This window comes from Aeromonas encheleia (assembly GCF_900637545.1).
GTDB classification, from domain to species: Bacteria; Pseudomonadota; Gammaproteobacteria; order Enterobacterales; family Aeromonadaceae; genus Aeromonas; species Aeromonas encheleia.
Genome location: NZ_LR134376.1, coordinates 444,705 through 468,854 on the forward strand (window position 1 = coordinate 444,705; position 24,150 = coordinate 468,854).

General features: G+C 65.0%; 20 protein-coding genes and 1 pseudogene. 9 read left to right on the plus strand and 12 right to left on the minus strand.

All coding sequences use genetic code 11. The annotated features are described in order from the left end of the window. The first annotated feature begins 132 nt into the window (after positions 1-132). Both EL255_RS02090 and EL255_RS02095 read left to right on the plus strand, forming a co-directional pair. Entirely contained in the window at positions 133-558 is a 426-nt protein-coding gene (locus EL255_RS02090; protein WP_042652186.1) for a DUF2753 family protein, read from the plus strand. Positions 559-580: 22 nt separating this feature from the next. Further along, positions 581-1,195, plus strand: coding sequence for a superoxide dismutase (locus EL255_RS02095; RefSeq protein WP_042651967.1), 615 nt, complete (start codon positions 581-583; stop codon positions 1,193-1,195). A 68-nt stretch (positions 1,196-1,263) separates the two neighbouring features. Here the strand turns inward: EL255_RS02095 and EL255_RS02100 are convergent, their stop codons facing one another. The 8 genes from EL255_RS02100 to EL255_RS02135 all read right to left on the minus strand — a co-directional run bounded on the left by EL255_RS02100 (position 1,264) and on the right by EL255_RS02135 (position 12,651). Next, positions 1,264-2,286 (minus strand): SanA/YdcF family protein, encoded by a 1,023-nt coding sequence (locus EL255_RS02100; RefSeq protein ID WP_232018894.1) that lies wholly within the window; start codon positions 2,284-2,286, stop codon positions 1,264-1,266. 191 nt (positions 2,287-2,477) lie between these two features. Beyond that, positions 2,478-5,222: a collagenase gene (locus EL255_RS02105; protein WP_042651968.1), complete on the minus strand. Its 2,745-nt coding sequence runs from the start codon at positions 5,220-5,222 to the stop codon at positions 2,478-2,480. A gap of 178 nt (positions 5,223-5,400) precedes the next feature. Beyond that, the gene (locus tag EL255_RS02110) at positions 5,401-6,810 is read right to left on the minus strand and encodes an AMP-binding protein (RefSeq protein ID WP_042651969.1); all 1,410 of its coding nucleotides are present in this window, start codon (positions 6,808-6,810) and stop codon (positions 5,401-5,403) included. Between the two features lie 10 nt (positions 6,811-6,820). Next, entirely contained in the window at positions 6,821-7,750 is a 930-nt protein-coding gene (gene menC, locus EL255_RS02115; RefSeq protein WP_042651970.1) for an o-succinylbenzoate synthase, read from the minus strand. After that, positions 7,750-8,610, minus strand: coding sequence for a 1,4-dihydroxy-2-naphthoyl-CoA synthase (menB, locus tag EL255_RS02120; protein ID WP_042651971.1), 861 nt, complete (start codon positions 8,608-8,610; stop codon positions 7,750-7,752). The genes menC and menB overlap by 1 nt, the downstream gene beginning before the upstream one ends. Next, positions 8,603-9,361: a 2-succinyl-6-hydroxy-2,4-cyclohexadiene-1-carboxylate synthase gene (gene menH / locus EL255_RS02125; RefSeq protein WP_042651972.1), complete on the minus strand. Its 759-nt coding sequence runs from the start codon at positions 9,359-9,361 to the stop codon at positions 8,603-8,605. The genes menB and menH overlap by 8 nt, the downstream gene beginning before the upstream one ends. Positions 9,362-9,550: 189 nt before the next feature. Beyond that, complete coding sequence (gene menD, locus EL255_RS02130; RefSeq protein WP_197720931.1) at positions 9,551-11,263, minus strand: 2-succinyl-5-enolpyruvyl-6-hydroxy-3-cyclohexene-1-carboxylic-acid synthase; 1,713 nt, start codon at positions 11,261-11,263, stop codon at positions 9,551-9,553. A gap of 47 nt (positions 11,264-11,310) precedes the next feature. Beyond that, a complete protein-coding gene (locus tag EL255_RS02135) occupies positions 11,311-12,651 on the minus strand; it encodes an isochorismate synthase (RefSeq protein ID WP_042651974.1) in 1,341 nt (446 codons plus the stop codon). Positions 12,652-12,861: 210 nt separating this feature from the next. Here EL255_RS02135 and EL255_RS02140 point away from each other — a divergent pair, with 210 nt between their 5' ends. From EL255_RS02140 to EL255_RS02160, 5 genes are all read left to right on the plus strand, one after another. Further along, positions 12,862-13,767 (plus strand): 1,4-dihydroxy-2-naphthoate polyprenyltransferase, encoded by a 906-nt coding sequence (locus EL255_RS02140; protein WP_042651975.1) that lies wholly within the window; start codon positions 12,862-12,864, stop codon positions 13,765-13,767. A 297-nt stretch (positions 13,768-14,064) separates the two neighbouring features. Beyond that, positions 14,065-16,197: a pyruvate/proton symporter CstA gene (gene cstA, locus EL255_RS02145; protein WP_042651976.1), complete on the plus strand. Its 2,133-nt coding sequence runs from the start codon at positions 14,065-14,067 to the stop codon at positions 16,195-16,197. A 57-nt stretch (positions 16,198-16,254) separates the two neighbouring features. Then, complete coding sequence (locus EL255_RS02150; RefSeq protein WP_042651977.1) at positions 16,255-16,452, plus strand: YbdD/YjiX family protein; 198 nt, start codon at positions 16,255-16,257, stop codon at positions 16,450-16,452. A gap of 159 nt (positions 16,453-16,611) precedes the next feature. Further along, positions 16,612-17,646, plus strand: coding sequence for a CobW family GTP-binding protein (locus EL255_RS02155; RefSeq protein WP_042651978.1), 1,035 nt, complete (start codon positions 16,612-16,614; stop codon positions 17,644-17,646). Then, entirely contained in the window at positions 17,639-17,857 is a 219-nt protein-coding gene (locus EL255_RS02160) for a DUF6500 family protein (RefSeq protein WP_042651979.1), read from the plus strand. Before EL255_RS02155 ends, EL255_RS02160 begins: the two co-directional genes overlap by 8 nt. Before the next feature lie 72 nt (positions 17,858-17,929). Here the strand turns inward: EL255_RS02160 and EL255_RS02165 are convergent, their stop codons facing one another. From EL255_RS02165 to dbpA, 4 genes and pseudogenes are all read right to left on the minus strand, one after another. Continuing rightward, a complete protein-coding gene (locus tag EL255_RS02165; protein WP_042651980.1) occupies positions 17,930-19,414 on the minus strand; it encodes a PepSY-associated TM helix domain-containing protein in 1,485 nt (494 codons plus the stop codon). A gap of 318 nt (positions 19,415-19,732) precedes the next feature. After that, positions 19,733-19,842 (minus strand): annotated as a pseudogene (locus EL255_RS21490) (YkgJ family cysteine cluster protein); the annotation flags it as partial. Positions 19,843-19,858: 16 nt separating this feature from the next. Beyond that, positions 19,859-20,149 carry a YkgJ family cysteine cluster protein gene (locus tag EL255_RS02170; RefSeq protein WP_042651981.1) on the minus strand — a complete coding sequence of 97 codons (291 nt, stop codon included), beginning with the start codon at positions 20,147-20,149 and terminating at the stop codon, positions 19,859-19,861. A gap of 83 nt (positions 20,150-20,232) precedes the next feature. Then, on the minus strand, positions 20,233-21,612 hold the full coding sequence (dbpA, locus tag EL255_RS02175) for an ATP-dependent RNA helicase DbpA (protein WP_042651982.1): 1,380 nt from the start codon (positions 21,610-21,612) through the stop codon (positions 20,233-20,235). Positions 21,613-22,149: 537 nt separating this feature from the next. On the opposite strand from dbpA, the gene EL255_RS02180 reads away from it, so the two are divergent. Together EL255_RS02180 and EL255_RS02185 are read left to right on the plus strand one after the other, a co-directional pair. Then, positions 22,150-23,355 carry a NupC/NupG family nucleoside CNT transporter gene (locus EL255_RS02180; protein WP_042651983.1) on the plus strand — a complete coding sequence of 402 codons (1,206 nt, stop codon included), beginning with the start codon at positions 22,150-22,152 and terminating at the stop codon, positions 23,353-23,355. A gap of 149 nt (positions 23,356-23,504) precedes the next feature. Continuing rightward, a complete protein-coding gene (locus tag EL255_RS02185) occupies positions 23,505-24,074 on the plus strand; it encodes a lipid-binding SYLF domain-containing protein (protein ID WP_232018895.1) in 570 nt (189 codons plus the stop codon). Positions 24,075-24,150 lie beyond the last annotated feature (76 nt).

Here is a 24,150-nt window from a genome sequence, read left to right on the forward strand (position 1 = left end):
GCGGGCACGCGAACCGGCGCTTGTGTTCGTCAGTCAAATAAGTTAAATAATAATTATTATCATTTGAGTGTTGAAGCCATGACGCTAAGCTGGGTGAAGGGATGGGTCGGTGCCACCGACGGGGACGACAGCATGGCGCACTGGAAGCAGCAGACGCTCCGCGGCAATCGCCATTTCGATGCCGGTGAGCATGCCAGGGCGCTCGACCATTACCAGCAGGCGCTGTGGCTGGCCCGTCAGCAGTTCGCCGGCTGGCACGACGCGGACGAAGCCGTGGCCGCCCTGGTGGTGGCGCACCACAACCTGGCGGATCTGCTGGTGGCCATGACGCTGCCGGACCGGGCCGCCGACCTGCTGTGCCACATCCACGACTGCCTGCTGGCCACCAGCCAGTCCCCCGCCTGTCCGGCGCCGCTGCGGGCCTCCGCCCTGCGTCACAGCCGCAACACCCATACCGAGCTGCTCGCCTTCGTGCGCCGGCACGGCAGCCACGACGGCATTCAACGCTGCCTCGGCCAATGCCTGTGTCAGGCCGAGCCAGCCTCCCGACTGCATTGATCCCAAGAAGAGAGAGACGAACATGAGCCATACCCTGCCTGCCCTGCCCTATGCCTACGATGCGCTTGAGCCTCATATCGATGCGCTGACCATGGAGATCCATCACAGCCGTCACCATCAGACCTACATCACCAACCTCAACCTCGCGCTGGAAGTGGCGCCCGCATTCGCGGCCCTGCCGGTGGACGAGCTGCTGCTGAGCTTCGACAGCCTGCCGGCCAAGGTGCAAGGGGCGGTGCGCAACCATGGTGGCGGCCACGCCAACCATAGCCTGTTCTGGCAGGTGATGAGCCCGCAGGGGGGCGGCGAGCCCGGTGGCGAGCTGGCCGAGGCGATAGTGCGGGATCTGGGGGGGCTGGATGCCTTCAAGCAGGCCTTCACCCAGGCGGCGCTGAGCCGCTTCGGCAGCGGCTGGGCCTGGCTGGTGGTGGACAAGGAGGGCAAGTTGCGGGTGGAGAGCAGCGCCAACCAGGACAGCCCCCTGATGCAGGGCCAGGTGCCCATCCTGGGGCTGGACGTGTGGGAGCACGCCTACTACCTCAAGTACCAGAACAAGCGCCCCGACTACATCGCCGCCTTCTACAAGGTGGTCGACTGGCCTGAGGTGGCGCGTCGCTACCGGCTGGCGCTGGCCTGAGCCTTCTCCTTTTCTGCCCTCATAAAGCAAGAGACCCGCCTGATGGCGGGTCTCTTGTTTCTGTCTGCTCAGGGGGCGGTTGCCGTCGCCGCACTGGTTGCCGTCGCCGCACTGGTTGCCGTTGCCGCGCTGGTTGCCGATGCCGCACTGGTTGCCGTTGCCGCGCTGGTTGCCGATGCCGCACTGGTTGCCGTTGCCGCACTGGTTGCCGTTGCCGCACTGGTTGCCGTTGCCGCGCTGGTTGCCGTTGCCGCGCTGGTTGCCGTTGCCGCGCTGGTTGCCGATGCCGCGCTGGTTGCCGTTGCCGCGCTGGTTGCCGATGCTGCGCTGGTTGCCGTCGCCGCACTGGCTGCCTTGTCGAGCGGCTTCTGCACCGGCGCCACCGGGGGGATCGGCAGGCAGGGCTGGCTGGCGCCTATGGTGCTCAGGGCCTGGCAGGGGATGGGACCGCCGATGACGATGGGCTCGCCGAGGAACTTGGGCCCCTTGTCCAGCACATAGAGATCGAGCAGCCCCATCAGCCGGGCGAATACCTCGCGTACCCGGGTCTTGATGCCCTGATAGGCGCTGGGATCCAGGGCGTTGAAGCCGACTGCCTCGATGCCGAAGTGGCGGGCGATGAAGATGGCGCGCTCGTTGTGGAAGGCCTGCGACACCACGGTGAAGTGGGCCTGACCGAACACCTCCTTGGCGCGCACTATGGAGTCCAGGGTACGGAAGCCCGCGTAGTCGCTGTAGATGGCGCTGGCCGGGATGCCGGCCTGGATCAGGGCCCGCCGCATCTGGCGCGGCTCGTTGTACTGCACGGTGGCGTTGTCGCCGGAGACCAGGATGTAGTCCACCTTGCCGTTGTTGTAGAGCTCGGCGGCGGCCTTGATCCGGTATTTGAAGTAGTGGTTCGGGCTGCCCCCGATCAGGTACTTGGAGGTGCCGAGCACCAGGGCGACCCGGTTGTAGGGCACGGCATCGACGTCGTCATAGGTGTAGTGACGGGCGTCCGAGACTGTCCACTCGCTGTAGCCCAGCAGCGCAATGGCAGAGGCCAGCAGCAGGCAGAGGCCGGCGAGCAGGATCTTGGCAAACTTCTTCATGCGCGGTGCGGTTCGGGTCTGAAATAAGGGGGAACAGGGAGCCATTCTATTACAACTTGGCGTCCGGCGTCAGGCCTGATAGCCGCCGATGGCGTCACTCGGGCAGAGACTGTCGTGGGCGGGCGATCTTTGCACAGCCTGGACCCAAGAGAAGGGGCAGCCCTGGCTGCCCCTGTCTGTTCGCCCGCTCATCAGTGGGAGGAGTCGTTGGCCTTGCAGTCGTCAGAGTCCCGGTTGCTCTCCCACCAGGGCAGCAGGTCGTTACTTAGCCAGCTCTGGTAGGCCTCGCTGTCATCGGCGATCAGCTGATCCAGCCCGGCCTCGAAGGCACTCATCGCCTGCGCCTGATCCGGGTTGCGCAGGGCCTGGGCCAGCGCCAGCCAGCTGGCGCCGCGGCCGGTCTCGCTGAGGAAGCGGTGCACCGTGTAGGACCAGGAGTAGACCAGCTCCCCCCCCTTGTCGTAATCCAGGTGCAGTATGTCGGCCAGGCCGGGTCGCTCGGTGGCCGGGCGGGCCGCCACATTGTCCAGGCCGCGGGCGAAGCACTGGCCGTGGGCGACGAACTCCGCCAGCCCCTCCGCCCACCAGGTGGTGCGGTTGAGGGGGTAGTGGCCGAAGCTGCCGTACTGGTTGAAGCGACCATCCAGGTAGTGCACGTACTCGTGGCGCAGGTTCCACACCTGGAAGGCGGGGCGTTTCCACTCTGCCTCATAGGCGAAGAAGCGGGCCTGGTTGCCGGGGCGGGCCGGATCCCCCTCGAGGTAGATGCCGCCGTTGTCGGTGGAGACGCCGCCAAACAGGGCGCCGCCGTAGCGCTGCCAGTCGGCGGAGGAGTCGAAGATCACCAGCTCCAGCGCCTCGTTGTTGTCATCCGCCACCGGCTGCCAGCCGGTCTCCAGTTGCTGGTGGAACTGCTGCTCCTCGGCGCCCAGCTCGCGGCAGATGCCGTCGGCCTGGGTCTGGGTCAGATCCTGGGCGCGCAGGCGCAGGGTCGGTGAGCAGGTGTGCTCGAACGGCAGTATGTCTTCCACCCGTATTGGGGTGCAGAGTCCGGCGAAGTCACCGCTGATGCAGGCCTCGGCGGTGCGATCCGTGTAGGTCAGGTAGTAGGTGGAGAGGGTCAGCGACATGTCTGCCAGCAGATCCTGGCTCTGGGAGCCCCCAGGGAGCAGGCCGTGATGGCGGATCAGGGCGATGACGGAGTCATCCAGCAGCTTGCGATAGCCGTCGCTTTCATCGGGCCTGGTATGGCGGGCGACCCGGTAGAGGCGGGTGTAGGCATCGAGCACATTGTTGATCAGGAACAGATCCTTGCCGCTGCGGCCCTGCCACAGGGACAGCTCGCTCATGCCGAGGGCGTGCAGCTGGCGGCGCAGCGCCTCATCCTGCTGGCGGAAGTCGGCGGCGAAGGCCTCGCTATGGTCGCTGGCGAAGTCGATTAAGTTAAGCAGATCGAACAGCCCGGTCGCCCAGGCTGGGCGGCCGTTGATTTCGCCGGCATGCAGGGTGCTGTAGGCCAGCATCTGGTTGAACTGGCCGAGCAGGGTGCCGAAGCGGCTCTGCACTGCCGGGCTCCGGAACTGGCCGTGCAGGGCGATGCTCCAGGCGCCGATGACGGTACCCACCTCGTCGCTGGTCTGCTCCGGGTAGAGCAGCTGATGGGCGCCGAGGGCGGTCAGTGCCTCGGCCAGCGCCTCGGCGGCGGCCGGGCCGTCTTCCCTGTGCTTGCCGTAGTTGTGGTAGTTGTGGGCGCGCACGTATTCCAGCAGCAGCTTCATGGCCGGATGGGCGGGCTGATTGGCCGCCAGCAGGCTCTGGATGCCGCGCGACACCGCCAGCAGCTTGCGGTCGTCGTGGCCGTAGTTCTCCTGCCAGACGGGAGCGGGCTGGCCGCTGGCGTCCTGCACTATCTGGCTGGCCTCGGCATCCAGCAGCTCGGTGTCAGGCAGATCCGGCTCCGAGCAGGCGCGGCCATCGGCACGGCGGCAGTCGAGCTGCTCCTCCACGCTGGCCAGCACTATGGGGCGATTGAGCACCCGGCTCTCCTGCCACTCGGCGGTTTCCGGCAGGACCTGCCACTCGCTGCCACCGACTGGGTACTGATAACCGCTGTCTTTGAGCACCACCTGCACCTCGCTGCCGGCGGGCAGAGTCTGGCGGCAGATCCGGTAGCTGATGGTCTTGTCCCCCTCCTGACGGGTCTGGGGCTGGTCGCACTCCTGCTGGGCCTTGGCCTCGTCCAGCTGCCAGCTATATTGGCGCCAGACGTGCAGCTCGCTCACCTGGCGGGCGGCCTGACTGCCCGCCACCGGCTGCAGGCGGAAGAAGATCTGATCGAGCCGGCCATCCCGCTCGTTGGGGGTCTCCTCCAGCACGCTCAGCTGCTGCCAGTCCTGCGGCCTGTATTGCCAAACCTGCTCGGCGCAGCGGCCCTCGGCATCGAGCTCGCAGCGATCCAGCTCTCGCTCGCTGTGACCCAGGATGATGCGCTCGGCAAGGGGCAGCCGATCCTGACGGGGGGCGGTCGGGGTGCCAGCCAGTGGCTCCCAGCGCCCCTGCTGCAGGCCATAGCCGAAGTCATAGCTGCTGGCCGGGATGGCCTTGCCGGCCGGTACCGCCTGCTCGCAGCTGAGGTAGCGGATCTGCCAGCCCTGCTCGACCCTGAGCCGCGGCTCGCCGCATTGCTGCTCCCCCAGGGCGGCCAGATCGGTCTCGCGCCAGTCGAAGCGGCGATAGACCCGCAGCTGCTGATAGGGGGCGCCGGCGTCACGGGCGCTCAGCTCGTAGGCCACTTCGGTGATGCCATCCCCCAGCTGGCGGCTCGATTCGCCGTTCAGCCGGTATTGCTGCCAGTCGGGGGAGTAGTTGGCCAGCGCCGAGGTGGCGAGCAGGCCGGGGGCTGCCAATAGCAGCAGTCGGGTACCCAGGTGGTTCATCATGATCCCTTTGGTGGAAAGTGGACGTGGGGGACCAGACAGGGTATTGGGCTTCAAAGGAATATCAATTGGCCAGATGGCGCAAGGGGAGCTCCTAGCCGGGGAACAACATCAAAAAAACAGCCCCATAAGGGGCCGTATCGATAGCAAGGGCTCAGCCCCAGATGGGGGGCCAGTATCAGAGGCGCGGTTGCAGGCTGGCGGCCAGCTTGCTGCGGGAGGGCTTCAGGCTGCCGCCGAGATCCGGCCAGGGCAGCCAGCGGTCCGGCACCATAAAGCCAGGTAATGACTGCCTGATCCAGGCGGCCAGCTCGTCATGGGGCACCGGCTCGCCGTGCCAGTCGATGAAGGCGGCGGGGCGCTGCCCCCACTCCTCACTGGGGATGGGCACCACCAGCGCCTGGGCCACGGCGCCGTGATCCACCAGCCGCTGCTCTATGGTCTCGGGCTGGATGTTCTCGCCGCCGGAGATGAAGAGGTTGTCGAGCCGCCCCTCCACCACCAGCTCCCCGGCCGGGGTGAAGTGGCCCTTGTCGCGGGTGTGGAACCAGCCCTCCTCGTCCAGCGGCCGCTCCAGGGCGCCGGCCTTGAAGTAACCGGCGAACAGGGTGGCGCCCCGCACGCAGATCTCCCCCTGCCGGATGCAGAGCTCCCGCCCCGGCAACGGCCGCCCGACCACCCCGGGGGCGGCCGGCAGGCCGGTGCAGACCTGGCTGCCCATCTCCGACAGGCCATAACTCGACTTGGGGGTGAAGCCAAGCTCGCCGAGGCGGCTCACCAGCGGCTGAGGGATGGCGGCGCCGCCGAGCAGCAGCTCGCGCAAACGGGTGCGGGCGGGATCGAAGCCCTGCGCCAGCAGGCGCCAGAGCTGGGTCGGCACCAGCGAGAGGTGGGTGATCGGCTGGCATTCGAGGCGATCCTTGAGGGACCGGCTGCGATCGTCCAGCACCAGGCAGGCCCCCGCCAGAAAGACCCGGAACAGGATGGCGTAGCCGCCGACGTGGAACAGCGGCAGGGAGAGCAGCCAGCCGCAGTCGCCATCGAGGGGGAGCAGGGCGGCGGAGCCCCGGGCCGAGGCCAGGTGGTTGGCGAGGCGGTGTACCACGGCCTTGGGGGTGCCGCTGGAGCCCGAGGTGAGGATCATGTTGCACAGCCGCGCGGGATCCAGCGGCAAGGGACCGGCATCGGCGCTCAGCGCCGCGCCGAAATCCAGCCGCAGCGGGCGCCAGGGCCCGGCCGGCATCTCGTCCGCCGACCAGAAGGCGGCCACCGCCAGCTGATGCGCCAGCTCGGCCTGCCGGGTCGGCGGGAAGGCGGGATTGAGCGGGCAGAAGACGATGCCGCTGCGCACGCAGGCCCAGGCCAGCAGGGCATCGGCCAGGGCGCCGCGCACCACGGCGGCCAGCCGGTCGCCGGCTGTTAACCCCGCCCGTTCGAGCTGTTGGCAGAGGCCGTTGAGTCGCTCATCGAGCTGCCGATAGTTGAGGGGATGGTCGCCGTGGATGGCGATCCGCGCCGGCGCCTGGCTGGCCCAGTGGCGCACCGGGCAGGCTTCGGCTGGGGCGTCGGGCCCGGCGGCGGGCGGCATGGGGGCCCCCTCAATCACGGTGGAACAGGGGCTTGAGCAGCTTCAGATCGGGTTGACCCTGCTTGTCCAGCAGATCCCCCGCCAGCCAGCGGCGGGTATCCAGGCCAGGGGCCTGATCCGGGGCCCACTCACCGGCGAGGCGGGCGAGCTGACCGAGACCGACGCCGGACTCGAAACAGGAGGAGACGATCACCTTGAGTTTCAGCTCACGGGCGCGGGCCACCAGCGCCTCGCTGTTGGCCAGGGCGCCGAGCAGCGTGGGCTTGAGCACCAGCGCCTTGAGCTGGGGTATGGGCTGCCAGGGCTCGCCCCGGGTCAGCAGCTCGTCCAGCGCCACCGGCATGCCGGTGCGCGCCGCCACGAAGGCGATGTCGTCGAAGCTGGCGCACAGGTCTTCCAGATATTCGATCCGGTTCGGATCCAGGTGACCGCAGAAGGCCCAGGCCTCCTCGCGGGTCCAGCCCTGGTTGGCATCCAGCACCAGCTTCAGGTTGGGGCGCCGATCGAGCAGCAGGCGGATCAGCGCCAGCTCGTCCCGCATGGGGTAGCGGGCCACCTTCAGCTTGGCCTTGAGGGGCGTCTCGTGCAGCCAGATCTTCCAGTTCTTGAGCAGCTCCTGGGGGGAGCCCTGAATGAGGGGATAGGGGTCGGGCAGGGGTGTCGTCTGCGCCGGCCAGTGGCGGCGGGCGCAGTCGAAGCCAAATTGCACCGAGGGCAGCAAGGGGGCTATGGCTTGCCCCCTTGCCAGTTGTGTCAGGCAGCCGAGCGCCTCGGTCTGGGCCTCGGCCAGGGTCTCTTTGGAGAAACCGGGCAGGGGGGCTATCTCCCCCCAGCCGTCGTCGATGCGCAGCAACAGGCCCTCTCGCGCCACCTCCACCTTGCCGTGAAAGGTCAGGGGCTGGGTAAAGGGCAGATGGTAGCGATAGAGGGCGAGTGTCATCAGGGGTTCCGCTTGTATTTGGAGAAGTCGGGACGGCGTTTCTCGTTGAACGCGTTACGCCCTTCCTGACCCTCTTCGGTCATGTAGAACAGCATGGTGGCATTGCCCGCCAGCTCCTGCAAGCCGGCCTGGCCGTCGCAGTCGGCGTTCAGCGCCGCCTTGAGGCAGCGCAGCGCCATCGGGCTGTTCTGCAGCATCTCGCGGCACCAGCGCACCGTCTCGCGCTCCAGCTCGGCCAGCGGCACTACGGTGTTGACCAGTCCCATGTCGAGGGCCTGCTGGGCGTCGTACATGCGGCACAGGAACCAGATCTCGCGGGCCTTCTTCTGGCCGACGATGCGGGCCATGTAGGAGGCACCCCAGCCACCGTCGAAGGAGCCGACCTTGGGGCCGGTCTGACCGAACTGGGCGTTGTCGGCGGCTATGGTCAGATCGCACATCATGTGCAGCACGTGACCACCGCCGACCGCGTAACCGGCCACCATGGCGACCACGGGTTTCGGGCAGGTGCGGATGTCGCGCTGGAAGTCGAGCACGTTGAGGTGATGAGTGCCCTCGTCATCGCGATAGCCACCGTAGTCGCCGCGGATCTTCTGGTCGCCGCCGGCGCAGAACGCCTTCTCGCCGAAGCCGGTGAGGATGATGGTGCCGATATGATCGTCGTAACGGGCATCGGCCAGCGCCTGCAGCATCTCCTTGACGGTGCGGGGACGGAAGGCGTTGCGCACCTGGGGACGGTTGATGGTGATCTTGGCAATGCCATCTTGGGACTTGTGATAGAGGATGTCCTCGTAACCGGTGGAGCAATCCTGCCACTCTACGGCGGCATAGAGTTCCGCTTCTGTCATTGCTTCAATCATGGAGCTTCTCTTCTGGTTGGTTAACCCACTCCCAAAGGAGTCGGGCAAAAATTTCGGGCTGGTCGGCGTGCAGATTATGGCCGCCATCCAGCGTCAAGTGGTTGATATTGCAGCCCAGCTTCACCAGCTGGCAAGCCAGCCGATGGAATTTTTGATCCCGGCTGCCGGAAAGCCAGGTCACCGGCAGCGATGTGTCGGTCAACCAGGGGGCGAGATCCGGCTGCCTGCCGAGCGACGTCGCCCGTAGCATGGCGGCGACGGCCTGGCCATCGTTGCCGAGACGGCGGGCGGCCTGACGGGCACGGGCGGCGTCGTCGAGATCGGCGAACACCCCCTGTCGGTACCAGTCGGCCAGCACCTCGGCCAGGGGCTCGCGCTCGAAGCGGCCGGCCCAGCCCTCGTCGTGTTTGATGCGGGCGGCCCGCTCTGCCTGCGGCAGGCCGGGGTGGCAGTTCTCCAGCAGCAGGGCCTGCAAACCGGCGGGAGATTGGCTGGCGTGATAGAGGGCGAGCCGCCCGCCCAGCGAATAGCCCGCCAGCCGATAGCGCACTATGCCGCGCGCCTGCAGCTCACCACAGAGCCACTGATGGGCCTGCTCGAAGCCGGTCATCCGCAGCGCCTGGTTGCTGCCGTGGCCCGGCAGATCCAGTGCATGGCAGGGGATCCCCGGCAGGGCCTCAATCACCGCTTGCCAGTCGCGGCCATCGCCGAGCAGGCCGTGCAGCAGCACTAGCGGTATGTTAGCTGCCACGGATAGCCGCCCCCAGTGCCTTGAGATCCTCGGCCACTTCGGTGTTACTCAGCACCTTGATTTCAATCCGCACTGTTGCTGCCTCTGGTTTAGCTGCCACGGATGGCGGCTCCCAGTGCCTTGAGATCCTCGGCCACCTCGGTGTCACTCAGCACCTTGATTTCAATCCGCACTGTTGCTGTCTCTGGTTTAGCTACCACGGATGGCGGCTCCCAGTGCCTTGAGATCCTCGGCCACCTCGGCGCTCGGCACCTTGATTTCAATCAGGGTTACACCCTTTTCCAAGGCTTCCGCGTAGGCCTGCTCGAACTCGGCCAGGGTGGTCGGCGCCCGATACTGGAGGCCGAACATGGCGGCGGCGTGGGCGAAGTGCAGGCCGTGGGGCAGGCAGTAGTAGGTTTCCAGCAGCCGATCGCCGGTGGGCACCGGCAGCATGCGGAAGATGCTGCCGCCGTCGTTGTTGAGCAGGATCACCACCAGCGGCCGGCTCGACTTGCCAAGCAGGGCCAGGCTGTTGAGATCGTGCAGGGCGCTGAGATCGCCGAGCAGCAAGGTGGTGGGCTCGTCGCTGCCCTGCTCGATCGATTGTGCGAAGCCATAGGCGCTGGCGATCAGGCCGTCGATGCCGGAGGCGCCGCGGTTGGTCATCACCCGGCTCGGGCCCTTGCCGGTCTCGCCGAGCATGTCCATCAGCCGGGCCGGCATGCTGTTGCCGACGAACAGCTGACCCCGGATCAGGCTGCCGAGGCGATGGCAGACCCCGAGCTCGGAGAAGCGATCGCAGGCCGCCCGGATCTGCTGGGTCGCGCTCTGCTGACGCTCCGCCAGGCGGTGCCAGGGCTGCTGATCGTTGACCGGATGGGCGGCGGCGAAGGCGCTGGGCTCGCAGACCAGGCGGCGGCGCAGCCGATAATCCGGGTCGAGGCGTGCCGGTTGCGAGTCCACCAGCCAGTAATCCTGCCAGGGGTGCTGCTTGATGAACTGGCCGAGTCGCTTGGAGATGAGGCGGGCACCGAACTGCAGCAGCACCTCGGCGCGGGCCAGCTCGGCGGTGAAGTCGTGGTCGTTGAGGGCCAAATCCATGTGGATAAGGTTGCGGCTATCGAAGCGGATCTGGCTCTGCAGATCCGCCAGCAGCGGCCAGCCGAGTCGCTCGGCCAGCCCGGCCACCACCAGTGCCTCGACGGGATCCTGGATGCGGCCCGCGACGATGACGCCGCGCTTGCCCTGCAACGCCGCCCAGTCGGGCTGGCGGGGGCAGGCTTGCTCGCCCTGCTGCCAGGGGCTCCAGGGCTTGTCTGAGCGCAGCCAGTCGCCGAGGGTTGCCAGGTAGTCGCTGAAATCCAGATAGTGGTCGCCGGGGTAGAGCGGCTCGGGGTACATGCAGTTGAAGTGGACAGGCCCCGGGGTATGCGCCTGCTGCGCCAGCGCCTGATCCACCGAGCTCAGCACGAAGGCGGCCGGGATGCTGGGGGTGGGGCTCGGCAGGTTGAGCTGATAGACGGGGTAGTGGCCGAAGATCCCCTGCTGCTGGATGGCCTGGTTGGCGCCGTTGTCGATGAGCTCGGGCGGCCGGTCGGCCGAGAGGATGATGAGCGGCACCCCGGTCAGCTGCGCCTCGGCCACCGCGGGCCAGAGGTTCGCCACCGCGGTGCCCGAGGTCATGATCACCGCCACCGGCCGGTTGCTGCCCTTGGCCAGCCCCAGCGCCATGAAGCCCAGGCCCCGCTCGTCGAAGTGGAGGTGGCGGCGAAAGCCGGGGTGGGCGGCGGCGGCCATGGTGAGCGGCGCCGAGCGGGAGCCGGAGGCCAGCGCCAGATCCCGTACGCCGAGGCGATAGAGCTCCTCCAGCAGGAGGGAAGACCAGACGTGGTTGAAGGTGGCATGTCTACTGGTAAACACGGGGCTCGCAAACATGGGAAGGCTCGCTAGGGGTCGATGAGAAGACGCTATCCCAGCAGGGAGAGCACGTTGGCGATCTTGTTGTCGAGCTCGGCCCACTCGGCGGCAGGCTCGGAGCCCGCCACTATGCCCGCCCCGGCGAACAGGGTGATGGTCTGCTCCCTGACCAGGGCGCTGCGGATGGCGACGGAAAACTCCGAGGTCTCCCGGCTCAGCATGCCGCAGGCCCCCGCATACCAGCCGCGATCATAGGGTTCGAACGCGCGGATGAAGGTCAGCGCCGACTCGCGCGGGGCGCCGCCCACGGCGGGGGTCGGGTGCAGGGCATCCAGCAGCTGCCAGTCGCCCACGCCGGGGCTGAGATCGGCCTCGATGTCGCACTTGAGGTGTTGCAGCAGCCGCAGCTTGAGGATCCGCGGCTCGGTCAGGCTGGCGCGGCTGGTGAGCGGCGCCAGCCGGTTGAGGATGTCAGCATGGACCAGCCGGTTCTCCAGCCGGTTCTTGCTGTCGGTCAGCAGCTCGGCCGCCAGCGCGGCATCGGTCGCCTCGTCACCGGAGCGGCGTATGGTGCCCGCCAGCGCCTCGGTGAACAGGTGGCGCCCCTCCCGCCGGTAGAGCCGCTCGGGGGAGCAGGAGATGAAACTCTGCTCGGGGGAAAACTGGAAACCGAAGTGGAAGCACTCCTGGGCGTGCTGCGCCCATTGCGCCAGCAGGGACCAGGGGGAGAGGGCGGTCCGGTCATCAGACTCATCCCGCGGCGTGAGGCGACTCTCCCGCGACAGCACCACCTTGGGGGTGTGGGCCTGCGCCGCCGGGGCGGTGACTTGTTCTACCAGCGCTTGCCAGAGGGCGGGGGAGGGACAATCTTCCCGCTGCCAGGCCTGCCTGTGCAGTGGTGGCAGGGGGGCCTCCGGCTGCAGGGCATCGAGGGCGGCCTCGGCGGCCCGCAGCTCGGCGTCGAACTCGCTCGCCCGCTCCGGAGCCGGCAACCAGAGGTTCAGGCAGAGGCTGATACACTCGCCGCGGCGCACCAGCTCGATGCGCGGCAGCACGAAGCGGCAGGGGCCAAAGCCCGGCCAGCCGGGCTGGGTCGGATCGAACGCCAGGCCGCCGTAATAGCGCGGGCTGTCTTCGCTGTCGGTGCCGGTGTTGTCACAGACCCGCCGAATATCCTCCGGCCGGCTCAGCTCATGGATGCGGCCGAGGGCGACATACTCCGGGCTCTTGGGGCCACGGGCCTGCCAGTAGATGCGGGGATAGAGGGTCTGCGCCGTCAGCCAGCCCAGGAAGGATTGTACTTCGACCGCCACGCGCAGCCGGACGAAGCCGCTGACATGACTGTGACGCAGGGCGTCCAGTTGTTGCTTGATATGGGTCTGAGCCAACATGGATGTCTTGTCTGAGCCGGATAATCGCAATCGCTCTGGGGGGAGGATGGCGCAGGTTGATGCCAAAGGGCGATGATTTCCTATATATTATCCGCCCATTCTTCCATGTAAATTGCCCGAGGGAGCAGCGCCCCCACGGAGCCAAGTATACCGAAATCCGGTTCGATAACCCTTAACACGATCAATATCTGATTGTTTGGCCATCACAATATGACAAATACCTTCTCTGTTTGGTTGCTGGCGGCGCGTTTGCGAACGTTACCGCTCGCGTGCTCCTCCATCTTGCTGGGCTCCGGCCTGGCGGCCAGCCGGGGTGCCTTCGATGGCGCCATCATGGGCCTCTCCCTGCTGACCGCCATCCTGTTGCAGATCCTCTCGAACCTGGCCAACGACTATGGCGATGCGGTGTCGGGTGCCGACAACGGCGAACGGATAGGCCCCCAGCGGGCCGTGGTATCGGGTCTCATCACCCGGCGACAGATGTGTGTGGCCATGGGGCTGACCGCGCTGGCGGCCGTGGTGAGCGGGCTCGCCCTGCTGGTCTGTGCCTTCGGTGAGGAGTGGGTGCAGATCCTCGCCTTCGTGGGGTTGGGTGGGGCGGCCATCGTCGCGGCCATCACCTACACGGTGGGCAAGACTCCTTACGGCTATCGGGGTTTCGGCGATATCTCAGTGTTCCTGTTCTTCGGTCTGCTGGGGGTGCTCGGCTCCTATTACCTGTTCACCCATACCCTGCAGTGGGATCTGCTGCTGCCCGCCACCGCCTGCGGCCTGCTGGCCACCGCCGTGCTCAACATCAACAACGTGCGGGACATCGAGACCGACGCCGCCAGCGGCAAGGTCACCCTGGCGGTGCGGCTCGGCCGCAATCGCGCCATCGCCTATCACTGGCTGTTGCTGGGGGCGGCCCTGTTGACCACCATCGCCTTCCTGCTGACCCAGCAGACCAGCCTCTGGGCCTGGATCTTCCTGCCCGCCATGAAGCCGCTCACCGATGCCGCCCGCACCCTGCGCGAGAGCTTCGACGGCGAGGTGCTGACAGGGGCCCTCAAGAAGACCGCCATCAGCGCCTTCCTGTTCAGCCTGCTGCTTTCCATCGGGCTGGCACTCTCCTGAGCGCTGTTCAGCCTGCTGCTCTGCACCCATAGGGCTGGCGCTCTCCTGCAGAGCTCCACGCCAGAGAGGGCCCTTCGGGGCCCTTTTTATTGGTCTGTCCTGCGGATTTTTTCAATCAATTCAGACTCGTTCCGTGGATGAGCGGGCACATGGCCGTGATCCGGCCGGCAATATTGATAAATTCTAGCGACCGGGTGCCGAGTTGTGACGAGCCCCGATTGTGGCACCGGGGTGATTGCTATAGAGATGTAACCGTACAGGGTTGTATATGTAAAAACCAATGACGGGAACACACTTATGGACAAGTTAGGGAAACACCTGGGATGGGTGCTGATGGCGCTGGTTGGCGCCAGTTCACTCGGTTATATCGCCCTCAACCGTGGCGAGCAGATCAACGCGCTCTGGATAGTGGTCGCAGCGGTGTGCGTCTATCTGATCGCCTATCGCTACTACGGCCTGTTTATTGCCAAGCGCGTGCTGGCAGTCGACAGCACGCGCATGACCCCGGCGGTGCGTCACAACGACGGTCTGGACTATGTGCCGACCGACAAGAAGGTGTTGTTCGGCCACCACTTCGCCGCCATCGCCGGTGCCGGCCCCCTGGTCGGCCCCGTGCTGGCGGCCCAGATGGGCTACCTGCCCGGCATGCTCTGGCTGCTGGCCGGGGTGGTGCTGGCGGGGGCGGTGCAGGACTTCATGGTGCTGTTCGTCTCCACCCGCCGGGACGGTCGCTCCCTCGGCGAGCTGATCAAGTCAGAGATGGGTCCGGTCGCCGGGGTCATCGCCCTGGTCGCCACCTTCATGATCATGGTGATCATCCTGGCGGTGCTGGCGATGATAGTGGTCAAGGCGCTCACCCACAGCCCCTGGGGCACCTATACGGTCGCTTTCACCATACCGCTGGCGCTCTTCATGGGGATCTACACCCGCTATCTGCGCCCTGGCCGTATCGGTGAGGTGTCGCTCATCGGGCTGGTGTGCCTGATCTTCGCCATCGTCTCCGGTGGCTGGGTGGCCGAGAGCGCGACCTGGGCACCCTATTTCGATTTCGACGGCGTGCAACTGACCTGGATGCTGGTGGGCTACGGCTTCGTCGCCTCTGTGTTGCCGGTCTGGCTGCTGCTGGCGCCCCGTGACTACCTCTCCACCTTCCTCAAGATCGGCACCATCATCGGCCTGGCCATCGGCATCCTGATCATGCGGCCGACCCTGCAGATGCCGGCCCTGACCCAGTTCATCGACGGCACGGGCCCGGTGTGGGCGGGGAGCATGTTCCCCTTCCTGTTCATCACCATCGCCTGTGGCGCCGTGTCCGGCTTCCACGCGCTGATCGCCTCCGGCACCACCCCCAAGATGCTGGCCAACGAGAACCAGGCCTGCTTCATCGGCTACGGTGGCATGTTGATGGAGTCCTTCGTCGCCATCATGGCGCTGGTCTCCGCCTGCGTCATCGATCCGGGCGTCTACTTCGCCATGAACAGCCCACTGGCGGTGCTGGCCCCGGCGGGTACCGCCGATGTGGTCGCCTCCGCCGCCGCCGTGGTGAGCGGCTGGGGCTTCCAGATCACCCCGGATACCCTGACCCGCATCGCCAGCGAGGTGGGTGAGCAGAGCATCATCGCCCGTGCCGGCGGTGCCCCGACCCTGGCGGTCGGCATGGCCTACATACTGCACGGCGCCCTCGGCGGCCTGATGAACGTCGCCTTCTGGTACCACTTCGCCATCCTGTTCGAGGCGCTGTTCATCCTCACCGCAGTGGATGCCGGCACCCGCGCGGCGCGCTTCATGCTGCAGGATCTGATGGGGGTGATCTCGCCGTCCCTGAAGCGGACCGACTCCCTGCCGGCCAACCTGCTCGCCACCGCCCTGTGCGTGCTGGCCTGGGGTTACTTCCTGCATCAGGGGGTGGTGGATCCCCTCGGTGGCATCAACACCCTGTGGCCGCTGTTTGGCATCGCCAACCAGATGCTGGCGGGCATGGCGCTGATGCTCTGTGCCGTGGTGCTGTTCAAGATGAAGCGCCAGGCCTATGCCTGGGTCGCCCTGCTGCCGACCAGTTGGCTGCTGATCTGCACCCTGGCCGCCGGCTGGGAGAAGACCTTCAGCGACAATCCAAAACTGGGCTTCCTGGCCATTGCCAACAAGTTCCAGGCGATGATCGACAGCGGCACCATCCCGGCCCAGTACACCGAGTCACAGCTGGCCCAGCTGGTGTTCAACAACCGCCTCGATGCGGGGCTTACCATCTTCTTCATGGTGGTGGTGGTGGTGCTCGCCGGCTTCTCCCTCAAGACGGCGCTGCAGTCGCTGCAGAGCGATCAGCCGACCGCCAGGGAGACCCCCTATCAGCCGATGCCGAAGCATCAGGGTGCAGCCCGGCCCCAGCCGGATGACGATGCCGATCTGGCCCCGGCCAGCCCCAATAACTAAGGCCTGAGTCCGGCGCCTGCGGGCGCCGGACCCTCATCTACGCATCAAGGAGGTAGCATGTTCGATACCCTGGCCAAGGCGGGCAAGTATCTGGGACAGACCGCCAGGCTGATGGTCGGCGTGCCCGACTACGACAACTATGTGCAGCACATGCGACTGACTCACCCCGAGCAGACCCCCATGAGCCACGAGGAGTTCTTTCGCGAACGCCAGGATGCCCGCTACGGCGGCAAGAATGGCGGGCGCTGCTGCTAGGAGCCGTTTGAGGTTGCGGCGCGGTCGCGCTGAAACCTCAACGGCCCCTCATACATTCATCACCGGAGCCCATCATGACGCAAGCGGTAGTGGTCACCCTTTCTTGAATGGTTTTCTCGGCTCTGGCCAGATATATCCCCTCACCACAGGACTTTCATCATGACCCAGGCTGTAGCGGTCACCCTGCTGACCGGCTTTCTCGGCGCCGGCAAGACCACCTTGCTCAACCATTTCCTGCGCCACCATGCCGACGCCTCCGTGGCCATCCTCGAGAACGAGTTTGGCGCCGCCAACATAGACGGCGCCCTGTTGCAGCGGGGGGAGTCGGTGCAGGTGATCGAGCTCAGCAACGGCTGCGTCTGCTGCAGCGTGCGCGGCGAATTCCGGGCGGCGCTGACCGGCCTGCTGGCCCGGCGGGCGGCGGGGGAGTTGCGGTTCGAGCGGTTGATCGTCGAGACCACGGGGCTCGCCGATCCGGCCCCCATCATCCAGACCTTCTTCGTGGAAGAGGCATTGAGGGATGCGCTGCGCCTGGATGCGGTCATCACCCTGGCCGATTGTGAGCACATCGCCCGCCAGCTGGACGAGCATCCGGTGGCGGCGGCCCAGCTCGGCTTTGCCGACCGCATCCTGCTCACCAAGACCGATCGGGTGGACGGGGCGATGCGGGAGGCGGCCATCGCGCGAGTCCACGGGATCAACCCCAAGGCGCAGATCATCGACATAGTGCAGGGGGAGTGCCCGGCCGAACTCTGGCTGGATCTGGATGCCTTCGCCCTCAGCGATGAGCTGAGCCTCAGCCCCGGCCTCAACATAGTGCGTGCCGGTCGGCAGGGCTTCGAGGCGTTTCACCCGCTCTCGGCCCAGCCCCGCTCCTGGCACGACGCCATTTCGGCTCAACTGTTCGAGGAGGGGGAGCTGGATCTGAAGCGGATCGGCGCCTTTATGGAGCAGTGCGTCGAGCAACATGGCAACGACATGCTGCGCTACAAGGGGGTGCTGGCCATCGCCGGCGAGCCGCGCCGGCTGATAGTGCAAGGGGTGCACAGGGTGGTGGGCTTCGATTACGGCTCCCCCTGGGGAGAGGAGCCACCTCGGTCGCGGCTGGTGATCATAGGCCGCTACCTGCCCGTCGAGGCGCTGCGGGAGGGCTTTACCCGGACGCAGGCCGGAGGAAAAGCGACAGATGCGTGAATCTCTGAGAGAGAAGATCATCCAGGTCTGCCACCAGAAAATCGCGCAGAAGGGAGAGGCGGTCGGCGTCTCCTTCTATGCATTTTTTGCCAACAAGAACGATGATCCCGCCTTGCTGATGGAGGCCGCCAGCTGGTGGATCCAGACCCACAGGCTCGATCACTTCGAGAAGGCCCGGAAGATCACCGCGCTGGTGGAGGGGATGAAATAGGGACGGGGATGAGGCAACAAGGGCTCCTGATGAGGAGCCCTTGTTGTTTGTGGCCATAGCCCGCGAGTGGCTTTAGTTGGCTTGCGCCAGTCCGGCCGCGCGGCGGGAGAAGAGCAGGCTGTCCAGCAGCCAGATGGTGACCATGGAGGCCCCCACCAGCGGGAAGCAGATCCCGAGCAGCACCAGCACGGCCAGCGCACCGCGCATGGGCGGCAGCACGGCCGGCAGGGGCGGTGCGGCGAGGCGACCCTGTGGGCGGCGGCTCCACCAGATCCAGAGCCCGCTCACCGCGCTCAGCAGCACCAGCAGGCAGATGATCAGCATGGCGAGTTGATGGGGCCAGCCGTAGAGCTTGCCGGTGTGCAGCATGACGCCTGTCTCCACCACCTTGGCGACCGGGCCGTAATCCTGCCAGCGCACGTCGGCCAGCACCTTGCCGCTGTACTGATCGATGTGCAGGGTGGCGTCGTTGCGCGGATCGTCGGCGAACAGGGCTATGGTGTAGACGCCACTCTTGCCGGCCGGCGGCGTGATGCTGTAACCCGGGGTAACCTTGCGCTCTCTGGCGATCTCGACCACTTGTTGCAGGCCGATGCGATCCTGCGCCATGACCATGCCGTCATGCTCGCCGCCCTGGTTCATGGCACTGTGATCGTGGCCCTCAGACGCCGGTTGCGCAGCGGGTGGGGCCGTCTCTGGCATCGCCATGGCAGCCATCTGGTCGGGCGCGACCGAGCTCGGCATGGGGGTGCTCTCCATCGCCCAGGGCACCGTCTGGTCATGGGGCTGGTTGAGGCTGCGGGCCAGCGGGGCCGACTTGGGCACCTCGTTCCACATGGCGGCCGGGAAGCGATTCCAGACGTTGGCGAACTGATCCCCCCAGAAGCCGGTCCAGGTCATGCCGCTCAGCAACAACAGCAGCAGGAAGCCGGCGCCCCAGAAGCCGACCACGGCGTGCAGGTCGCGCCACCAGAGCCGCCCACGCTGATTCATTCTGGGCCAGAGAATGCCGCCGACGCCGGGCCCCTTGCGCGGCCACCACAGGTAGAGGCCGCTGACGAGCAGCACTATGCCCCAGCCGGCCGCCAGCTCGATCAGCCGATCCCCGGTGGTGCCAAGCAGCAGTTCCGCATGCAGGGCACGGGCCACCGCCTGCAGATTCCACTGGTTGTCCATGGTGCCGAGCAGGGCGCCGCTGGCGGGATCCATAAACAGGGTCAGCTCGCTACCCTGGCGTTTGACGACAAACTGGGCGCTCAGATCCGGGGCAGCAGGGGGCAGGTATTTGCTCAGGCTGGCGTCCGGCATGGCGGTCCGCGCCTTGGTCCACAGCGCATCCGCGCTTAGGGCCTTGGCCTGCAGTGGATTGGCACTCTGGGCGTGGGCGGCGGGCTGCACCTTCATCAGTTCGGGATAGAGCAGGTTGTCGAGCTGGGGCTTGAACAGATACACCATGCCGGTGAGGGAGAGCAGGATCAGAAAGGGGGCGACGAACAGGCCGGCATAGAAGTGCCAGCGCCAGATCCGCTGGTAATGATTCGCGTCGTGGTTTTTCATCTCTGATCCTTGCGGCGGTGGCAAACGTTACGGCTGGTGGAACCTTTGGGTGGCGCGGATGATAGCAGCAACGTTTTGTTAACTGCAATAAAACAAAGGTGGCTCGTTCATAGACGGAGAATGCCTGCGAGCAGGAGGCCTGACAGAGGGTAAACAGGCCGGAAAGAAGACGATAGTCACCCGGTGGAGCCGATGAGCATTGTGGATCAGCACCGATGGGGATGCTGGTTCTGACGGGTAAAACGGGGATGACTGCGGCGGTAAAGAGGGGAGGGAACGTCATGGGTGTGGCACATCATAGAGAGGGCGATCCAGCTCTTAGCTCAGGTTGATAAACCACTTGTCCCGCTCGTCGACGCAGTCGGGCTCACCCATCTCGAACTCCCGGCAGATGAAGGGCGCACTTCATAGAGGCGGCACATCATTGAGGGGGTGATCCAGTGCTTAGCTCAGGTTGATAAACCACTTGTCCCGTTCGTCGATACAGTCGGGCTCACCCATCTCGAACTCCCGGCAGATGAGGGGGCGGACTTCATAGATGCGGCACATCATGGTGTTGCGATCCAGCGCCGCACACCAGCCATCTTCCAGCCGGTGCATCACGGGCACCTGTCCTTCTATCTCGTCCACATAGCGATCCGGTACGCCGGTATCGGTGAACAGCATCACCTCTAGGCGGCAACAGCAGGCTTCGCAATTCTGGCAGCTGACTTCGGGCGGGTTGGCTTGGGACATGGCTCATCTCATGGTGTGTGACTGGGTTGGCAGGGGAAACAGGCGCCGTCAACAGCGCCTGTTTCCTGATAGCTGGGTGGAACTTAGCCCAGCTTGCGGGCGCGATAGGTGCGGCCCTTGATCTTGCCTTCCTGCAGCCGCTTGAGGGCGGCGCTCGCCACCTGACGTTTGACCGCCACGTAGGAGTGCTGCTCCGAGATCTGGATCTTGCCGACGTCGGCACCGGCGATGCCACCTTCGCCGGTCAGGGCGCCGAGGATGTCACCGGCCCGCACCTTGGTCTTGCGGCCCGCATCGATGGAGAGGGTCACCATCTGCGGCGCGATCGGCTTGATCTCGCGGCCGATCCCGGCCAGATCCCCTTGCGGGATGGGAGCCTGCTGGTACTCCTCGATCAGGTTGACGCGCTGGGCCTCGTTCGGCTGATAGAGGCTCAGGGCCAGGCCCTGCTGGCCGGCACGACCGGTACGGCCAATGCGGTGCACGTGCACCTCGGGGTCGTAGGTCAGCTCGTAGTTGATGACGGCGCCCAGCTCCTTGATGTCCAGCCCACGGGCGGCCACGTCGGTGGCGACCAGTATGGTGGCGCTGCCGTTGGCGAAGCGTACCAGCACCTGGTCCCGCTCGCGCTGCTCGAGATCGCCGTTCAGCGCCAGCGCCGAGAAGCCCTTGGCGGCCAGATGCTCGGCCACGTCGTTGCAGGCGCGCTTGGTGTTGCAGAACACCACGCAGGAGCTCGGCTGATGGTGGCTCAGCAGCCAGGTCAGGGCGTCGAGGCGCTGACCGGCGGGCACTTCATACAGCTTCTGCTCGATGGCGCTGCCCTCGTGCAGGGACTCCACGCTCACCTCGACCGGATTGCGCTGCACGCCGCGGCTCATCTGGGCGATCCCCTCCGGGTAGGTGGCGGAGAACAGCAGGGTCTGGCGGCGCTCGGGCGCATAGCTGATGACTTTATTGATGTCTTCGCCAAAGCCCATGTCCAGCATGCGATCCGCTTCGTCCAGCACCAGGGTCTCCAGGCTGGACAGCTCCAGGGTGCCCTGCTCCAGATGCTTGAGAATGCGGCCAGGGGTGCCGACGGCGATGTGGGCACCGAAGCCCAGGGTGGCGGACTGAGGCGCGGTCGGGGTGCCGCCACACAGGGTCACCAGCTTGACGTTCGGCAGGGCGCGGGCCAGACGACGGATCTCCTGGGCGACCTGATCCGCCAGCTCGCGAGTCGGGCAGAGCACCAGGGCCTGCACGTCGACGCGGTTGACGTTGAGCCGGGAGAGCAGGCCGAGGGCGAAGGCGGCGGTCTTGCCACTGCCGGTTTTTGCCTTGGCGATCAGGTCTTTACCGTCGAGCACCAGGGGCAGGCTCTGAGCCTGGATCGGGGTCATCTGCAGATAACCCAGGCTGGCGAGGTTCTCCAGCAGGGCGGGGGAGAGGTTGAGGCTGCTAAATTCGCTGTTGTTCACAAGAGGACTCTATATCGGGAAAACGGGCTGCGCGTGGCGCAAGGGCGCGCATTGTACCAGAGAGTGCCGCCGCGTGGGATGGATTGTGGCGGATTTTTGAACGCCGGAGCCGAAGGCGTCGGCCAGGCGGGGATCCCGTGACAGGGAGGTTGGGAGTCGATCCGCCCCGGCGTAACGACCTCGATGGCTATTGACTAATTATGCGTAAACGAGATAAACGTTTTCCATCTGATTTGATTAAATATTGCGATGCCGAGCCGGTTTTTAATGGGCTGACAGCCAGACGGGTCTGCGGGAAATAATGAGGAAATAGAACGCCATGCGAAGAAGTTGAAATATAACTCATTGTTTTTTATTTGATATTTTTATCATAAGAGGTGATGGGACTCTTATTTCATGATTAATTAATTTAAAAACGTTTGTATTATCCTGGGTGCATATTTTTACCGCAGATTGTGATGGCTATCTGATTTTTAAATATGCAAATCTCTATGATGGCGCCGGTCAAAAATTACAATTCACTCAGGTGCTACTGGTATGGAATACGTTCACTTTGTGCTCGGACTGGTGATGGTCCTCGTGCTCGCGTTGCTGGCTAACCGCCACAACTGGAAACAGATCAAGCTGCGCTATATCGGCCAGCTGTTGGTGGTGGAACTGGCGCTGGCCTGGTTCATGCTGAACTCCGAAGTGGGCCTGGCCGTGGTGGGTGGCTTCGCCGCCGGCTTCACCAAGCTGATGGAGTTTGCCAAGCAGGGTACCGACTTCGTGTTCGGTGGCCTGGTCAACGAGGGAGCCTTCTCCTTCTTCCTGATGGTGTTGATGCCCATCGTCTTCATCTCGGTGCTGATCGGTATCTTGCAGTACATCCGTCTGCTGCCCATCATCATCCGTGGCATCGGCACCGTGCTGGCCAAGATCAACGGCATGGGCAAGCTGGAATCCTTCAACGCCATCAGCTCCATGATCGTCGGCCAGTCCGAGAACTTCATCGCGCTCAAGAACACCCTGCCGCACCTGAACGAGAAGCAGATGTACACCCTGGCGGCGACGGCCATGTCCACCGTCTCCATGTCCATCGTCGGTGCCTACATGCAGCTGATCGAGCCGCGTTACGTGGTGGCCGCGCTGGTGCTCAACATGTTCAGCACCTTCATAGTGCTGTCGCTGATCAACCCGTACGAGCCGGACAACTCGGTCACCGATCTGAAGGCCATAGCCGAGGGTGACGAGCACCATACCCCGAAGAAAGAGAACTTCTTCGAGATGCTGGGCGAATACATCATGGCCGGTTTCTCCGTGGCCGTGATCGTGGCCGCCATGCTGGTCGGTTTCATCGCCCTGATCGCCCTGGTCAACTACCTGTTCGAGATGGCGTTTGGCGTCAACTTCCAGTACGTCATGGGCTACATCTTCTATCCGATCGCCTGGATCCTGGGTATCCCCAGTGGTGAGGCGCTGCAAGCCGGCTCCATCATGGCGACCAAGCTGGTGACCAACGAGTTCGTGGCCATGATGGATCTGGGCAAGATCGCCGCCGATCTGTCCCCGCGTACCATCGGTATCCTCTCCATTTTCATGGTGTCGTTCGCCAACTTCAGCTCCATCGGCATCATCGCCGGTGCGGTGAAGGCGCTGAACGAGGAGAAGGGCAACATGGTCTCCCGCTTCGGCCTGAAGCTGGTGTACGGCTCTACCCTGGTGAGCCTGCTCTCCGCGGTGATCGCCGGTGTGATGATCTAAGCCTTACCGCATTTGTACTGATAAACCCCTGCCCAGTCAGGGGTTTATTTTTTCCTGGCCCGGAACTTTTCTATTTTATCCTGCTCTGAACTGATTGAATGAAAATGAACCAGGACCGGGAGAACAGGATGAGATGGTTGATATGGGGAATGGCAATGCTGCTGGCTGGCTGTGCCGCCAAGGGGGACACACCGGAGCAGAAGCGGGGCTATGTGCAGGAGATGCGCGAGCAGGTGCTGAGCGAGCTCTACCAGGAGAAGGCGAGCATCCGTGATGAGGTGCAACAGGCCAAGGGTTATGCGGTCTTCTCCAGCGTCAATAACAGCCTGGTCTTTGTCAGCGCAGGCAGCGGCTTTGGTGTGGTGCGGGACAATGGGACCGGTCAGGATGTCTACATGAGCATGGCCAATGCCGGGGTGGGGCTGGGTCTTGGCATCAAGGACTTCAGGGCGCTGATCCTGTTCAACGACGCCGATGCGTTGAAGCACTTCATCGAGGTGGGCTGGGAGGCGGGGGCGCAGGCCGATGCGGCGGCACGCTCCGGTGACAAGGGCAGCGAATTGCTCAATAAAACCGCCAGCACGGGGACCAAGAAGGTGACCATCTATCAGCTGACCCAAAGCGGTCTGGTGTTGCAGGCGACCCTGCAGGGTTACAAGTACTGGACCGATGATGAACTCAACGCACCTGGTCCGGCCGAGGTACAGACGGTGCAGTGATCTGCCATGAGCTCATCTTATGCGCGAGATCGTTGAACCATGCTGGTTGGCTATTTTGGGGGTTAATGAGAGCTGT